Origin of the sequence: Paracoccus saliphilus (genome assembly GCF_028553805.1) — a bacterium.
In the GTDB taxonomy this organism is placed as follows: domain Bacteria; phylum Pseudomonadota; class Alphaproteobacteria; order Rhodobacterales; family Rhodobacteraceae; genus Paracoccus; species Paracoccus saliphilus.
Map to the genome: position 1 here is coordinate 3087843 of NZ_CP067140.1, position 15105 is coordinate 3102947.

Annotated in this window: 13 protein-coding genes, 1 tRNA gene and 1 pseudogene; 7 read left to right on the top strand and 8 right to left on the bottom strand. The window is 59.9% G+C overall.

From position 1 onward, the window contains the following. The first annotated feature begins 53 nt into the window (after positions 1-53). Positions 54-1001 carry a glucose-1-phosphate thymidylyltransferase RfbA gene (gene rfbA, locus JHX88_RS14870; RefSeq protein WP_084203162.1) on the top strand — a complete coding sequence of 316 codons (948 nt, stop codon included), beginning with the start codon at positions 54-56 and terminating at the stop codon, positions 999-1001. 257 nt (positions 1002-1258) lie between these two features. On the opposite strand, the gene JHX88_RS14875 is transcribed toward rfbA, so the two are convergent. Both JHX88_RS14875 and JHX88_RS14880 read right to left on the bottom strand, forming a co-directional pair. Then, on the bottom strand, positions 1259-1615 hold the full coding sequence (locus tag JHX88_RS14875) for a hypothetical protein (RefSeq protein WP_076526481.1): 357 nt from the start codon (positions 1613-1615) through the stop codon (positions 1259-1261). 3 nt (positions 1616-1618) lie between these two features. Then, positions 1619-2155, bottom strand: a complete 537-nt coding sequence (locus JHX88_RS14880) for a lysozyme (protein ID WP_076526482.1) — start codon at positions 2153-2155, stop codon at positions 1619-1621. Positions 2156-2250: 95 nt separating this feature from the next. Between JHX88_RS14880 and JHX88_RS14885 the strand changes: the two genes are divergently transcribed. Beyond that, positions 2251-2508, top strand: a complete 258-nt coding sequence (locus JHX88_RS14885; RefSeq protein ID WP_076526485.1) for a hypothetical protein — start codon at positions 2251-2253, stop codon at positions 2506-2508. Between the two features lie 359 nt (positions 2509-2867). Here the strand turns inward: JHX88_RS14885 and JHX88_RS14890 are convergent, their stop codons facing one another. Continuing rightward, a complete protein-coding gene (locus JHX88_RS14890) occupies positions 2868-3101 on the bottom strand; it encodes a hypothetical protein (RefSeq protein WP_141225837.1) in 234 nt (77 codons plus the stop codon). A gap of 1674 nt (positions 3102-4775) precedes the next feature. Here JHX88_RS14890 and JHX88_RS14895 point away from each other — a divergent pair. Continuing rightward, positions 4776-5609, top strand: a pseudogene (locus JHX88_RS14895) (recombinase family protein); the annotation flags it as partial. Between the two features lie 564 nt (positions 5610-6173). On the opposite strand, the gene JHX88_RS14900 reads toward JHX88_RS14895, so the two are convergent. From JHX88_RS14900 to phaC, 4 genes are all read right to left on the bottom strand, one after another. Continuing rightward, a tRNA-Ser gene (locus JHX88_RS14900) sits at positions 6174-6263 on the bottom strand. Positions 6264-6302: 39 nt separating this feature from the next. After that, positions 6303-6905, bottom strand: a complete 603-nt coding sequence (gene phaR / locus JHX88_RS14905) for a polyhydroxyalkanoate synthesis repressor PhaR (protein ID WP_076526487.1) — start codon at positions 6903-6905, stop codon at positions 6303-6305. Between the two features lie 154 nt (positions 6906-7059). Then, complete coding sequence (locus JHX88_RS14910) at positions 7060-7503, bottom strand: phasin family protein (protein ID WP_076526488.1); 444 nt, start codon at positions 7501-7503, stop codon at positions 7060-7062. Between the two features lie 200 nt (positions 7504-7703). Next, entirely contained in the window at positions 7704-9398 is a 1695-nt protein-coding gene (gene phaC / locus JHX88_RS14915) for a class I poly(R)-hydroxyalkanoic acid synthase (protein WP_336389869.1), read from the bottom strand. Between phaC and JHX88_RS14920 the strand changes: the two genes are divergently transcribed. Further along, the gene (locus tag JHX88_RS14920) at positions 9397-9930 is read left to right on the top strand and encodes a hypothetical protein (RefSeq protein ID WP_272848046.1); all 534 of its coding nucleotides are present in this window, start codon (positions 9397-9399) and stop codon (positions 9928-9930) included. The two genes, phaC and JHX88_RS14920, sit on opposite strands and share 2 nt — an antisense overlap. A 114-nt stretch (positions 9931-10044) precedes the next feature. Beyond that, positions 10045-11388, top strand: a complete 1344-nt coding sequence (gene phaZ / locus JHX88_RS14925) for a polyhydroxyalkanoate depolymerase (RefSeq protein WP_419182345.1) — start codon at positions 10045-10047, stop codon at positions 11386-11388. A 384-nt stretch (positions 11389-11772) separates the two neighbouring features. Here phaZ and JHX88_RS14930 read toward each other — a convergent pair whose 3' ends face one another. Continuing rightward, positions 11773-12513, bottom strand: coding sequence for an alpha/beta hydrolase (locus tag JHX88_RS14930; RefSeq protein ID WP_076526494.1), 741 nt, complete (start codon positions 12511-12513; stop codon positions 11773-11775). A gap of 118 nt (positions 12514-12631) precedes the next feature. Here JHX88_RS14930 and thrS point away from each other — a divergent pair, with 118 nt between their 5' ends. After that, complete coding sequence (gene thrS, locus JHX88_RS14935) at positions 12632-14578, top strand: threonine--tRNA ligase (protein ID WP_076526496.1); 1947 nt, start codon at positions 12632-12634, stop codon at positions 14576-14578. Positions 14579-14829: 251 nt separating this feature from the next. Beyond that, complete coding sequence (locus JHX88_RS14940; protein WP_076526498.1) at positions 14830-15036, top strand: cold-shock protein; 207 nt, start codon at positions 14830-14832, stop codon at positions 15034-15036. Positions 15037-15105 lie beyond the last annotated feature (69 nt).

Consider the following 15105-nt stretch of genomic DNA (forward strand, 5'->3'; position numbering starts at 1 on the left):
CCTGATGCGATCATCCGTCTGGCCGGGTTCGTGGAAATACTGAGGAACTGTGCATGACGCAACGCAAAGGCATCATTCTCGCTGGCGGGTCGGGCAAGCGCCTCTATCCAATCACCATGGGCATGTCCAAGCAATTGTTGCCGATCTATGACAAGCCGATGATTTACTACCCCATTACCGTCCTGATGCTGACCGGTATACGCGAGATCGCGATCATCACCACGCCCGAGGATCAATCACAATTCCAACGTCTTCTAGGGGATGGCAGCCATTGGGGAATACGGTTCGAATGGATTGCCCAACCCTCGCCCGATGGTCTGGCACAAGCATATCTGTTGGCCAGGGATTTCCTGGCGGGGGGGCCCTCAGCCATGATCTTGGGCGACAACGTCTTTTTCGGTCATGGCCTGTCGAACTTGCTGAAAGCCGCTGATACGCGGTGCGATGGCGGAACGGTCTTCGGCTATCACGTCTCGGAACCCTGTCGTTATGGTGTCATCGGCTTTGATGATCAGGGACGGGTCAGCACGATTGTAGAAAAGCCCACGGAACCGCCCTCACATTTCGCTCTGACCGGGCTTTATTTTCTCGACGGTTCTGCTCCTGCGCGGGCAGCGCAGGTAACTCCGTCCGAGCGGGGTGAACTGGAGATTACCACGCTTCTGGAAAGCTATTTGAAAGAAGGCGTACTGACCGTGGAAATGATGGGCCGCGGTTTTGCATGGCTGGACACGGGAACCCATACCAGCCTTTTGGATGCCGGGAACTTTGTTCGTACGTTGGAGAACCGCCAGGGATTGCAAACCGGATGCCCCGAGGAGATCGCCTATATGAATGGCTGGATCTCTGCTGAGGATATCCGGATCATGGCAGAAAAATTCGCTAAGAACCGGTATGGGACCTACCTGTCTGAACTGATCGACCAGATCGATCATCCCGCACCAGGCAAGCAGCATACAGATAGAAATATGATCCGGAAGGTGGATCGTTCGCCCATATGAGCAACCGGTAAGGGCGGTTTTGTTAACATGGATCGCCTGGATTGGGCTGCGACAACAGCCCCATCCCCTGCCGCGTATACCACGGCAGAAGCTGGTTCATTTCAATGTCTAGGTAATCACGCGCATGGATTGCTTGCGGTCAGTGCGTGTAGAGGGAGGGCATTGTCTCGCAAGGCTGTTGGTGACCAATTCATAGTACGGCCCGCGCTTCCTCCCATCGAGCGCGGGCCTTTTATGTTATAATACGCGCCGCGTCCTCACCACGCTCCCGCACGCTCAAGCGCCTCCGTCAATGCATCGGCCTCGTTCCGGGCACAGTTTGCCTGCGTCCTGCTCCAGATCACGCGCGTCTTGCCGAACAGCCGTTCCACGGCTGCCCAGATCGCTATGATGGTGAAGGCGACGCCATAGACCGTATCGGCGGCCAGCTCGGCCGAGATCGGTAGAGGGACGCCGAAGATCGCCAGCGCTGCGAAGATCAGCGAGAAGACCTGTGCGATGAAGCTACGGTTGGTCAAGAAGAGCGACCAACGCGGTCCGGCGCGGCCGTTTTGTTTCGCGATATCATTGGCCATGCGGACCGTTGTTGCGATTTCTCGAATGAGAGGGATCATGGTTTATCCTCCAATGGCGGAAAGGCAGAGGCGCTGTTCAGCGGCGCGGCGGTTGACGAGACCTTGCACGACTCTGCCACCAGCCTTGTTCCAGCGTGGCAGCTCATTGCAGGCATCACGCCATCGATCGGCATTGGCACGCCTGGCCAGCGTGGAGCTGCAGGCGGCGCCAGTGCCGACATTGTAGGACCAGGACACCAGCGCGACCTGGACGCCTTCGGGCTGTTGCGGTAAGGCCGGGATGCAGTTGACTAGGCGGTCGCGAAAATCGCCCAGAGCATCCATCAACATGGCGTTGCACTCGGCCGAGCTGTATCGATCGCCTGGTTTCACCCCGCGAGTCTCGCCGTAACAGACCGTCCAGACGGGCGGGCTGGCCACGCTATCGAGATAGGCCTCAAGGCGCTCACCCTCCCAGGGGCCGACAAACACCGCAGCGGCGGCAAGGATGGCGGTCGTGCCGGTCGTGGCGGCTGCCTTGCGCCTGGTCGAGACAAGCGATTTCAGCCACGCCAGAAGCGTGGATAGGAACTGGATCATGATGCTCTCCATGAAAAAGCCCGCTCGAGGCGGGCGAATGATGATAGTTTGACGATCGATATTGGATCTGGGGAACTGTGCCCCATCTACTCGTGATGACAGGACTCAAGCTCTACAAACGCTTGCGCAACATGCGTGACGAAGCCATCCGACGCCCGTCCTATCGGGTGGTCTATGCGCACGCGCTGACCGTGGCGCATATGGAAGGACACCTGGTCGCGGATGATCATCCTGCGTGGGAGGCGATCAACACCGCCATCAGCGCGGCGCGCAATGGAGACCCCGATGCGCTCGATACAATCGAGCGGGAAATCGCCCGGCTTCATGACCGACAGGTGAAGCCGTCATCCTAATTCGTAGAGATGGGGTCTCGCTTATTGGCCCGAAATGCCCGCACGAAGCGGACTTGATGAATCGGCTGATCCGGGATTTATTGCTCAAGCCTGCCCATCTCGCCGTGGGACGGCATGGGGCCGGATGGTTTCGGCATGTTTTCTATCTGGTCCCGTTTTCCGCTCATCACTGATCCGTGATTTCGGCGCAGAATGAAGTCTGTTACCGTCGACCTACAGCAGCAGTAGTGTGCAGTTGTGTCTCCGCGGCCCGCGCTTAACAATTCGAGTTCCCTGATTGTGAGCGCGGGCCGACCTTCCTAACATTGGGTGAAGAATAGCCCACGCGAGGAAGGCTTGATGAATTGACTATTTGTCGGCTATGTTGGCTTGCCTTCTTTGGCCTCTGGCCACGCATTGGTGAAGGTAGCGGCCGAGTTGCCCGGAAGCTTCGGCCCCGCATTCAACTCCGATCGATATTGGATTTGCACTTCCTCGCCATCCCAAAAATTGTAGCGCCGAAGATGGCGCATAACCCGCATGTAGACTGCACCATCAATTCCATTTTGCCCTATCGATGTACGCTCATCTTTTATGAGTTCTTTTAAGTTCACCCTAGTTTCCTTGCTCTAGAACCTTGATGCTAGAAAACGCGCTGCCAACAAGTGTCGCCAAATAGTTGAAGCGTAGAGATTATTTGTCACGATAAAAAGGGGCTCCACGCATCGCGCGACCCTCACCACCAAGGACAAGTGCTCCTTGCAATGTAGGAATCGCTCATCGAGCATCCCAACGATCGGCCGCAAAGCACCCTCTGAGTGTTGCGCTACCGTCTAAACTTAGCGGTCGCTATACCATCCACCTGAGTCCGCTCTGGGAAAGCAGTACTGCGGCGCCAGGAATCGCGACGAAGGGCAGGAACCGACTGCTGCCATCTCTAGCCTTTAGGTTTATCAGGCTGTAGCGTGGAATTGGCAGTTCGTCACACCAACTTGGTGGCGTGCGGTGATCGGCGGCACATAGGCTATTGTATGCGGCAATCGGTGGTGTTTGGCGGGCCGAAGACGGCGAAACTGAGAACTACACCTACGCTATAGCCCTCTAAATTAAGGGTGCGATCAAGTAGCCATAGTCGGATTGCCGACATCTGCTGCAAGCTATCTGAAGCTCGTCTCTCGAAAAACATCCAATCATAAATGTGTGTTCCGGATCGTCTATGTTGAGCAATAGAACCTCAACCGGGTATTAGCTCTGGCGCAGGCAGTCTGCATGGCATCCCAGTGCATAAGAAATTGCCGCAAACGGTTCCCCCAGGGTGCTAGGTCCAGACCGTCTGTCAGCGCTTGTCTGCGGGCCATCTTTGCGCCGACGATCCAGATTTCACGGTCAAAGGACGGATTTCGAGATGACGCGCGCAGCAGATCGTTGAGGTGTGCGGCAGTGAGGCCGTCAGGATTCCGGAAGATCCGGTTTCTGCCATTCAGCGTTACTGCATTAGCCTGTACGGCGGCTTGCCAACGCTCGGGCGTCCAGACAGCGGACGGCTGACCCCGTGAGATGAAACCGAGGCTTGCGAGTGCCTGTCGACCGACATCCTGTAATCCGCCGACATGGTAGCCAGTGCCGTCCTGTCCTAAGCCGCCTACCTTCGCATGAACAAGCACGATCTTCTTGGTATCGGGATCAACCCCAATGAAATCCGCAGCTTCGCGATTGTCGTCGTCACACAGCCATACAGGAATAGCTTCAATTGCGGTGGTGAGGTTGTCGTCCATGATTCCGTTCGCATCACGCTGGCCATCACACGTAATCGAAAAGAGTCCGAAAATAGACTGCCGGTGCCAATTGACCCGGTTGACCGCGTAGTCGTTCTCGCCCTTCTCGCTTTCGACCGCATCGAGCGTAGTCGAAGCGTGGACATACTCCAGAACCGGTTTAACGTCACCATCCTGGACCCACTGCATCTTCGGTTCGTAGAAACTACCCTCCGAATACACCACGCCGTCGCGCTGTGTAAGAATGCGGAAGGCTTGCCCTTTGTTGAGCCGCTGCACGAGTGTCAGCGCCTGACGCCTGCCATCCCCTTCCGGCGCGGGAGCAAGCTCATCCAGCCTGGTGCTGGTGAGCCTGTATTTGCGCGTTTCCGGAACGAACTCGACGCTGCACGGGACGTCTTCTTCACCAATCTGGATCGCGAACTCCCCGGTCGCGTCATCCACCTCGGCGCAAAGGTCAAAGTAATCTATGCCTTCATGGAGACCAACGATCGCCGCCCCGAGTTCCAGCGCATGATCGAGGCGGGAATATCCAACCCGGCACCCTTCGATGTTGTCGTGGTTCATTCGTTCAGTCGATTCTTCCGCGATCACTTCGAATTGGAATTCTACGTCAGGAAGCTCGCCAAGAATGGTGTGAAGCTTCTCTCCATTACCCAGGAGATGGGCGATGATCCCATGCATGTCATGATGCGTCAGATCATGGCACTGTTCGATGAATACCAGTCGAAGGAAAATGCCAAGCATGTGAGCCGGGCCTTGAAGGAGAATGCGCGCCAGGGGTTCTGGAACGGCTCGCTTCCTCCCATCGGCTATCGCACCGTTGCCGCCGAGCAGCGCGGCGCCAAGGTCAAGAAGAAGCTGGAAATCGATCCACTCCACGCCGACACGGTGCGGTTGATCTTCCGGCTTGCCCTGCAGGGCGACGGCACGTCCGGTCAGATGGGCGTCAAGAACATTGTCTCTTATCTCAATCGTAATCGGATCTTCACTCGTGATAGTGGCCGGTGGGGCATCGGGCAGGTTCACCGCATCCTGACCCGGCGCACCTATATGGGCGAACATGAATGGGGAAAGAAGGGCAAGCACCAGAAAGACAATGCGTCCAGCGACGTCGTGATCGTCCCCGTCCCGCCGATCATCGGCCGCGAGACCTTCAATGCGGTTCAGACCCTGCTCAAGGCCCGCAACCCCAAGGTCACGCCCGCCCGCGTGGTTAGTGGCCCGACCATGCTGACCGGCTTGATCCATTGCGCCAAATGCGGCGGAGCCATGACCATCCGGACCGGCAAGGGGGGACGCTATCGCTATTACACCTGCTCGACCAGAGCGCGGAAAGGACCAACCGCCTGTGAAGGCATGTCCGTACCAATGGAAAAGCTGGATGATCTGGTGGCCGATCACCTGGAAAGCCGACTGCTCCAGCCCGAACGGCTGGAAACCATCCTTGCTGCCATCCTCGACCGCAGGGAAGAACGCGCCGAGCGCCGTCAGGAACATATCGCCGAGTTGAACAAGCGGACAACGGAAGCGGAACTGCGCCTCAAGCGGGTCTATGACGCCATTGAGGCAGGTGTGGTCGATCTGGATGATCCGGCGCTCAAGGATCGTATCGATGGGCTCAAAACTGTCCGAGATCAGGCAAAAGCGGATGCCGAGCGCGCACAAGCCATGCTTCGGCATTCAGGTCAGAAGGCCGTGACGCCGCAGATGCTGCGTAAGTTCGCCAGCACGGCCCGGCAACGCATCCGGCTCAAAGGGGGAGGTTATCGCCGCGACCACCTGCGAGCGCTCGCGCAGCGCGTCGAGGTCGATACCGGCGAAGTCAGGATCATGGGATCGAAGTCCCGGCTGCTTCAGACGCTGGTCGCGGGCGATGGCGTAAACCCAGTGCCCACTCAAGGACTGAAGTGGCGGAGCGAGAGGGATTCGAACCCTCGAGACGGTTCCCCGCCTACACACTTTCCAGGCGTGCGCCTTCGACCACTCGGCCACCGCTCCGTGCTGGGTGGTCTAGCCTGCACCGCCGCGCTGTGCAAGTCAGAGCTTTGCAATTCGCTTCTGTAATTCTGCCAATTGCTTGCGGATCTCTTCCATGTCGCCGGACTCCCCGGCCTGGCCGGATTTTTCCGAGGGCTTGGAGGCGCCGTTATCCTCTGCGCCGCTATCCGCCATCTCTCCCGGCTCGGGGCCCGAACCGCCCTGCCATCCACCCATCATCGCGCGCAGGAACATCTGCTGCTGACGCTGCATTGCCTCGAAACCGGGAACGGTGTTCAGGGGGCTGGGCATCGTGGTCATGTTTTCCATCAGCTTGGACTGGCTGTCCCGCAGGATCTCGAAACTCGCAGCCAGGAACTGCGGCACCACGGAATTCGTGCTCGACGCATAGCTGCGGACCAGATCCGTCAGCACGTCGATGGGCAGGACACTCTCTCCCCGGCTCTCGTGCTCGGCGATGATCTGCAAAAGATACTGGCGGGTCAGATCGTCCCCGGATTTCAGATCGACGATCTTGACCTCGCGCCCGTCGCGGATGAACGTCGCGATATCCTCGAGCGTAACGTAATCGCTGGTCTCGGTATTATAGAGCCGTCTGCTGGCGTAACGCTTGATCAGCAGCGGGGCAGTTGTCGTGGCCATAGGGGCCCCTTCTCTTGATCCGTTTCCGCAATGATGGGTCCAGCGTCGCGAAAAGGCAAAGGAAAAGAGACAATATGCCGGTCAACATGTTTCGACCGGGCATGAAAAAGGGGCGGGAGAACCGCCCCTTCCAAATACAAGCTGCGAGCGAAGATTACTTCGCGGCGCCAGCGGTCGCCTTCTTGACGGCAGCCTGCGTGGTGCGGGCGGCTTTCTGAGTTTCCGCGGCAGCATCCTTGCCGGCGGTCAGCATCAGGTCGACGGTGTCCATCTGCACTTTCTTGGCCACTTCGGCAAAGGAAGCCATGTGCTCGGCAGCGACCTCGGCCGAAGCCGAAGCGTAATCGGTGACGGCCTTGGCGTAATCGGTGGGCTCTTCCTTGGTGGCGGTCAGCTCACCCATGCGGGCGATGCTGTCCTTGGCCCACTGGGCCGAGATCTCGGTCGAACGCTCGGCAGCGCCGAGGGCGACCCGGGCCAGCTTTTCGTTCAGCGCTTGCTGAGTCTTCACCGCTTCCTGGAAGGACGAGGTGTCGACCGGGAAGTTCGCCAGCATATCCTGGAAGGTCTTCGAGAAGTCAGGGGTCTTCGTTGCCATGTCATTTACTCCTTTTCAGCGCAGCGGAGGGAGGGAGAGGAGGAGGAGAACCGTGCCGCCGCACTATCAATCTATCGTGGCAACAATATGAATGCTGCATCGCGGCATTTCAAGAATTTTTTCTGCACTGCAGCAAAAAATTCACAAACCGCGGGACACCCCTTGAAGCACATCGCATTTAATGCTGCGTTTCCAGTAGTCTAGCCGGATCGCTCGTGAACATAATCGCCGGGCGCCGGGGCAAGATCCTTATCCGGCCTGCGCGCCTGGACCATCTTGCCGGCCCGCGCGGACAGCCATTCACCCCAGGAAGGCCACCAGCTTCCCTTCTTCAGGCTGGCTGATTCGCGCCACGCCTCGGCGCCTTCGGCGAAGCCCGCCCCGCTGGTGTAGTGGCCGTATTTGTCCCGGCCGGGCGGGTTCACGATGCCCGCGACATGACCGGATTCCGACAGGATAAAGCTCTTGTCAGGCGACCCCATCTGCGCGACCCCGCGCCAGCAATCGGTCCATGGCGCGATATGATCGCCCTCGCAGGCGACAGAGCAAAGCGGCACCTGCACATCTGCAAGCCGAAGCGTCGAGCCGAAGAGCTCGAAACCCTCCCCGGCGAATTGATTGGCCTGGCACAGCCCGCGCAGATACTGCATAGCCATCTTGCCCGGCAGGTTGGTGCTGTCGCCGTTCCAGAACAGCAGGTCGAAGGCGGGCGGGGTCTCGCCCATCATGTAGCTGCGGATCGCCGGTCCCCAGACCAGGTCATTGGCGCGCAGAAAGCTCATCGTGCGCGACATCAGCGGCGCCTTCAGCAGGCCGTGGCGCTTGATCTCGGCCTCGATCCCGTCGACGAAATCATTCTGCAGGAAGGCCGTGAACTCGCCGTGATTCGAGAAATCGGTCAGCGTGGTCAGGAAAGTCGCGCAATTCACCCTGTCATCGCCACGCTTGTTCAGCAGTGCCAGCGTCAGCGAGAGCGTCGTGCCCGCGATGCAATAGCCCACCACGTTCAGCCTGCGCTGCTCGGTCAGGTCGCGCACCTTGTCCATCGCCTCCAGGTAGGCGGAGACATATTCCTCCATCCCGAACTCGGCATAGCTGGCATCGGGGTTCTTCCAACTGACCACGAACAGCGTGTGGCCCTGCCCGACCAGCCAGCGGATCAGGCTGTTCTGGGGCTTCAGGTCGAGGATGTAGAACTTGTTGATCCAGGGCGGAAAGATCAGCAGCGGCGTCTCATGCACCTTGTCGGTGGCCGGGTTGTACTGGATCAGCTCGTAAAGCGGCGTGCGATGCACCACCCTGCCCTCGGCCGTGCCGATATTCTCGCCCACGGTGAAGGCCTCGCGATCCGCCAGCGAGACGATCATCTCGCCGCCATGCTGCTCGACATCGCGCACCAGGTTCTCCAGCCCCTTCACGAGGCTCTCGCCCTCGGTCTCGAGCGCCTTTTCCAGTGCGTCCGGGTTGGTCGCCAGGAAATTCGTGGGCGACATCATGTCCACGATCTGGTTGGTCAGCCAGTTCACCCGGCGGCGCGCCGTCTCGTCCGGCAGTTCCAGCCCGTCGGCGGCGCGCTTCATCGCCTCGGCATTGGTCAGGTATTGTTTCCTGACGAAGTTGAAATAGGGATGGCTCTGCCAGAGCGGGTTCTTGAACCGCTTGTCGGCCGGTGCCTCGTCCTCCTCCGGCATGGTCAGCTGCCCCTTGGCCAGCGAAACCTGCGCATTGGCATAGTTCTTCAGCGTCTCGCCCCAGAAATTCACCTGCTGCTCGATGATCCGGGTCGGCTGTTCGGTGAGGGTTCTCATCCAGGCATTGGCGGCAGTCACGTACAGGTCCGGCCCCGGCCCCTCGACGCCCGGATTCGGGGGCTGCCGCTCCGAGAAGGCTGTCATGAGCCGATGGCTAAGCGCCTCTATCCGCTCGACATTCTCTGTCAATTTCTGCGCGGTGAAGCTGTTCGCCGCAAGGCCCGGACCGCCTCGCCCGCTTTCCGCCGTCCCCGCATCTTGCCTGGGCGTGTCGCTGGCGCGGGTCGAGGCGGCGGGCGAAAGCCCTCCCTTCGCGGGGTTGGGCTTGGCTGCGGGCTTCGCGGCGCCGGTCCCGGACCGAGAGCTGCGGCTGGTCGTCGCTTTCGGGGCGGCGGCCGTGCTCTTGGTCTTGCGGGTTGCGGTGGGCTTCGCGGCAGCTTTCGGCGTGGGTTTCGCGGCAGTCTTTGGCGCCGGCTTTGCGGCTGTTTTCGGTGCCGCCTTCGCCGCCGCCGCAGGCTTTGCGGATTTTGCCGCAACGCGGCGTTTCGATGTCGCCGAGGTCTTTTCTTCCGGCTCGGGTTTTGCAGGCTCCGGCTTTGCGGAAGTTACCCGACGAGTAGCATTTGAATTACTCTTGTTACTTGCGCGCCTTGCCATGACCCGGATTCCCCCCTAATACAGTTACAATGATATGCGCAGAGTTGGCACAGCGTAAAGCTGGGTTTTGGTTTTTCGGACCGCAACTTGGCAGCCTGTTCCGATTGCCGCGACGCAGCAAGGATTGGCCGCTATGGCGATGAAGGGCATCAAGGGAATCGTCTCCTACGACGCGATGGAAACGATTCGGAACACGAATGAATGGCTCGGCGCGACGGCGCGTGCGGTCGCCTCCAACCCGATATTCGCCCTCAACCCGCATCCGGGTTTCCGGTTGATGAGTGCCTGGGGCCATGTCACCGAACGCAGCTTTGCCCGTATGGTCGTCAAGCCGGATTGGGAAATTCCGCCCATCTCCGGCGAGGATGGAGAGGACCATATCGTCTATGTCGAGCCGGTTCTGGAATGCCCCTTCGGCGACCTGATCCATTTCCGCGTCGCCCGGCGCGAGGTCAAACCCCGCAAGGTGCTGCTGGTTGCGCCGATGTCCGGCCATTACGCGACCCTGCTGCGCTCGACCGTGACCTCGCTGCTGCCCGATTGCGAAGTTTACGTGACCGACTGGCACAATGCCCGCGACATCCCGGTCAGCGAAGGCAAGTTCGACATCGAGGATTACACCAATTACCTGGTCGATTTCATCCGTCATCTCGGCCCGGATACCAATGTCATCGCCGTCTGCCAACCCGCGCCCCTGGCGCTGGCCGCCACGGCCATCCTCGCAGAGGAGGAGCCAAAGGCCCAGCCCCGCAGCCTGACCCTGATCGGCGGTCCGGTCGATCCCGATGCCGCCGCGACCGATGTCACCGATTTCGGCAACCGCATGACCATGGGAGAGCTGGAGCATCTGGCGATCCAGTCCGTCGGCTTCAAATATCGCGGCGCGGGCCGCAAGGTCTATCCGGGCCTCGCACAGCTCGCCTCGTTCATCGCCATGAATGCCGAGACGCATGCCGGCGCTTTCATCAACAAGATCTTCAACGAGGCGCGCGGCACCGGCAGCGAGGGCGATAGGCATAACCGCTTCTATGACGAATATCTCGCCGTCATGGACATGACCGCGGAATTCTACCTCTCCACGGTCGAGCGTATCTTCAAGAAACTCGAAATCGCCCAGAACCGCTTTGTCGTGAATGGCCGTCAGGTCGATATCGGCAAGATCACCGATGTCGCGATCATGACGGTCGAGGGGGCGAATGACGACATCTCCGCCCCCGGTCAATGCGTTGCCGCCCTGGATCTGTGCACCGGCGTTCCCGAGGCGAAGAAGACCCAGCACCTGGAAGAGGGCGCCGGGCATTACGGGATTTTTGCCGGGAAATCATGGCGGCTGAATATCCGCCCGCTGGTGCTTGACTTCATCGACGAGCATTCGACCATGCCGCCGGAAACCCGCCGCAAGCGCCGCCGCGGTGACAAGTCGTCGGATTGCGGCGTCAACGATCCGGTCAGCGACAGCCGCAAGATCGCGGTCTGATCCCTTCCCGGCGCATCCGGCTCTCGGATTGCGTCCCGCGATGGCCGGGGGCGCTTCGCCCCCCGGACCCCCAGAGGATATTTGCATGAAGAAGAGAGAGTCGGTTCGGATGATCCGGGCTGGACCGGATTCTGTCGAGAGGGGTTTATTCCGTTGTGGAATCAATCATCCAGATATCCGCAAAATTACTATTCAAATGGAATCCATCTCTGCGCCCTGCCACGCGAAAATCGCCGTCAGACCCGCGCAACGCGCGCTTCCTGTGCACAGGTTGTGCACGTCCTGTGCACGGGCTGTGCGGCCAGAATCCCAGCATTTGCTGATCGAATCGCGCGCGCTGTTGCGCCCTGCGGACATCGCGGCGTACGCTGCCGTTGCGGGCGATTATCGCAACAGCTCGGTCACCGCGTCCTCGATCAGCCCCAGGCATTCCGGCGATGAGAAACGGTGATCCGCGCCCTTCACGAGGGTCAGGCGAATATCCTCTCCCTGCGCATGATCCAGCAGCTCCAGCGCCCAATTCACCGGCACGTCCTCATCCGCAGTTCCCTGCAGGAACCGGGCCGGGAATGGCAGGACAAGCGACTGGTTCATGACCAGGTGATCGCGGCCATCCTCGATCAGCCTTCGCGTGATGACATTGGGTTCGTCACTGTATTCACTGGGAATTTCCACCCTCCCGTCACGCATCACCGCCTCGCGCTGCGCGTCGTCGAAACCGGCCCAGAACCCCTGTTCGCTGAAATCCGGCGCGGCGGCGACAGTCACCAGCCCCGCCACCCGCTGCGGCATCGCCCGCGCCAGCAGCAGCGCGATCCAGCCTCCCATGCTGGAGCCCACCAGGATCTGCGGCCCCTCGGTCAGGGTGGTCAGCGCGGCAGCGGCATCCGCGAACCAGTCACCGATGCAGCCTTCCTCGAAGGCACCGCTGCTGTCGCCATGCCCGGAATAGTCGAAGCGCAGGAAACCCCGCCCCTGCCCGCGCGCCCAATGCTCCAGGTGCATGGCCTTGGTGCCGGACATATCGGACTTGAATCCACCCAGGAAAACGATCCCGGTTCCCTTTCCCTTCAACAGGTTATAGGCAATTCTCCGGCCCTGCGGCGTATCGAGAAAATCAGTCATAGGTTATTCCCCATCATCTTGCCCTATCTTGACAGTTTTCGCGCAGAGGTCCATGGGACAGCCTCGACATACCCGCAGCCGGGCGTTCCGTGGGCGCCAAACCGACGAGGAGGACGACATGTCCCAGATCTCTCTTTCCTTCCCCGATGGCAATTCGCGCGACTACCCCGCCGGCACCACCGCCGCCGAGGTCGCCGAAAGCATCGCGCCCAGCCTTGCCAAGCGGGCGATCTCGGCCAATCTGGACGGCCGCCATATCGACCTTGCATGGCCGATCGCCGAATCCGGCGCGATCACCATCAACACAATGAAAGACGAGGTCCCCGCGCTTGAACTGATCCGCCATGATTTTGCCCATGTCATGGCCCGCGCGGTGCAGGAGATCTGGCCCGACGTCAAGGTGACCATCGGACCGGTGCGCGACTATGGCTGGTTCTATGACTTTGATCGCAAAGAACCTTTCACCCCCGAGGATCTTGGCCGGATCGAGGCGAAGATGAAGGAGATCATCGTCGCCCGCGACCCTATCCGCACCGAGGTCTGGGAGCGCGACCGCGCCATCGCCCATTACAGGGAACAGAACGAGCCCTTCAAGCTGGAACTGATCAACCGCATTCCCGAGGGCGAGGACGTGCGGATGTATTGGCATGGGGAGTGGCAGGATCTCTGCCGTGGCCCGCATCTGCAGAATACCGGCCAACTGCCTGCAGACGCGTTCCGCCTGACCCATGTCGCGGGCGCCTATTGGTTGGGCGACGCCTCTCGCCCCATGCTGCAGCGCATTTATGGCGTGGCGTTCCGCAACAAGGCCGATCTGAAAGCGCATCTGACCATGCTGGAAGAGGCCGCCAAGCGCGATCACCGCAAGCTGGGCCGCGAGATGGAGCTGTTCCATTTCCAGGAGGAAGCGCCGGGCATGGTCTTCTGGCATCCGAATGGCTGGACGATCTATCGCGAGCTGGAGGCCTATATGCGCCGCCGCCAGATCAAGGCGGGCTACAAGGAAATCAAGACTCCCCAGGTAGTTGACCGTATCCTGTGGGAAAAATCCGGCCATTGGGAAGCCTACCGCGAGAATATGTTCATCGTCGAGGTGGACGAGGAAGGCGCGAAGGAAAAGCGCACCAACGCGCTGAAACCGATGAATTGCCCCTGCCATGTGCAGATCTACAACCAGGGCTTGAAATCCTATCGCGACCTGCCCCTGCGGCTGGCCGAGTTCGGATCCTGCCACCGCTATGAAAGCTCTGGCTCGATGCACGGGCTGATGCGGGTGCGCGGTTTCGTGCAGGACGATGCGCATATCTTCTGTACCGAGGACCAGATAGAGGCCGAATGCGCGAATTTCATCGCGCTGCTCAGCTCGGTCTATGCCGATCTCGGCTTCGAGAGTTTCGACATCAAGCTGTCCACGCGCCCCGAAACCCGCGTCGGCTCGGACGAGATCTGGGACAAGGCGGAATCGGCGCTCGAAGCGGCGATCCTCAAGGTCCGCAACGATTTCGTGGTCGATCCCGGCGAGGGTGCATTCTACGGCCCCAAGCTGGATTTCAAATTGACGGATGCCATCGGCCGCGAATGGCAATGCGGCACCTTCCAGGTCGATTTCAACCTGCCCGTGCGGCTGGATGCGGAATATATCGGCGAGGATGGCGGCAAGCATCGCCCGGTCATGCTGCACCGCGCCATTCTTGGCAGTTTCGAGCGCTTCATCGGCATCCTGATCGAGAACTATTCCGGCAAGATGCCGCTCTGGCTGGCGCCGCGCCAGGTGGTGGTCGCCTCGATCGTCTCGGATGCCGACGATTATGTGCACCGGGTCGTGGACGCCCTGCGCGCCGCCGGTCTGCGCGCCGAGGCCGATACGCGGAATGAAAAGATCAACTACAAGGTCCGCGAACATTCCGTCGGAAAGGTGCCCGCAATCCTTGCCATCGGCATGAAAGAGGTAGAGGCTGGCACCGTGTCGCTGCGCCGTCTGGACAGCCAGGGCAGCCGCACATTGTCTTTGGAAGAGGTCGTGGCAGAGCTGTCTGCCGAGGCAACACCCCCTGATTTGCGCTGAATCCGGGGGTTATCCGACACATCGACGGGATATCGTGAACATTAAACCGCCGATGACAACAAAACTTCACGCCTCTGTTGCTGGAAGCATCGCTTTCCGGCTTGTGTTTTCTGTTGATTCGTTCATGCTGACATTCGCGTGAGCGACAGACTTTCTACCGCCTCCCGATCATGGGCAGCCGGCAAGACTGAAAGCGGGGCTGCACGGCCCGGGGCAATCTCGCCTCGGGATAATGCGAAGGAGATACGGTTATGGCGACCGGAACGGTAAAATGGTTCAACGCCACCAAGGGCTTTGGCTTCATTGCCCCCGATGACGGAGGCAAGGATGTGTTCGTACATATTTCGGCGGTTGAGCGCGCCGGATTGACCGGACTGCAGGACAATCAGAAAATCGAATACGAGCTGCAATCGGGCCGCGACGGCCGCGCTTCGGCTGGCGATCTGCGATTGCTCTGAGCCTATCCTGACAAGATTTCGAAACGGCCCGTTCGCGCGGGCCGTTTTCAATTGAAACCGGAATACCCG

What these genes read in the sequence shown, in the direction of transcription:
- phaR (WP_076526487.1), bottom strand. Translation starts at nt 6,905, where the DNA reads ATGGCCACGACAACTGCCCCGCTGCTGATCAAGCGTTACGCCAGCAGA.
- JHX88_RS14885 (WP_076526485.1), top strand. Translation starts at nt 2,251, where the DNA reads ATGACAGGACTCAAGCTCTACAAACGCTTGCGCAACATGCGTGACGAA.
- rfbA (WP_084203162.1), top strand. Translation starts at nt 54, where the DNA reads ATGACGCAACGCAAAGGCATCATTCTCGCTGGCGGGTCGGGCAAGCGC.
- phaC (WP_336389869.1), bottom strand. Translation starts at nt 9,398, where the DNA reads ATGACAGCCTTCTCGGAGCGGCAGCCCCCGAATCCGGGCGTCGAGGGG.
- JHX88_RS14880 (WP_076526482.1), bottom strand. Translation starts at nt 2,155, where the DNA reads ATGATCCAGTTCCTATCCACGCTTCTGGCGTGGCTGAAATCGCTTGTC.
- JHX88_RS14930 (WP_076526494.1), bottom strand. Translation starts at nt 12,513, where the DNA reads ATGACTGATTTTCTCGATACGCCGCAGGGCCGGAGAATTGCCTATAAC.
- JHX88_RS14875 (WP_076526481.1), bottom strand. Translation starts at nt 1,615, where the DNA reads ATGATCCCTCTCATTCGAGAAATCGCAACAACGGTCCGCATGGCCAAT.
- thrS (WP_076526496.1), top strand. Translation starts at nt 12,632, where the DNA reads ATGTCCCAGATCTCTCTTTCCTTCCCCGATGGCAATTCGCGCGACTAC.
- phaZ (WP_419182345.1), top strand. Translation starts at nt 10,045, where the DNA reads ATGGCGATGAAGGGCATCAAGGGAATCGTCTCCTACGACGCGATGGAA.
- JHX88_RS14910 (WP_076526488.1), bottom strand. Translation starts at nt 7,503, where the DNA reads ATGGCAACGAAGACCCCTGACTTCTCGAAGACCTTCCAGGATATGCTG.
- JHX88_RS14920 (WP_272848046.1), top strand. Translation starts at nt 9,397, where the DNA reads ATGAGCCGATGGCTAAGCGCCTCTATCCGCTCGACATTCTCTGTCAAT.
- JHX88_RS14940 (WP_076526498.1), top strand. Translation starts at nt 14,830, where the DNA reads ATGGCGACCGGAACGGTAAAATGGTTCAACGCCACCAAGGGCTTTGGC.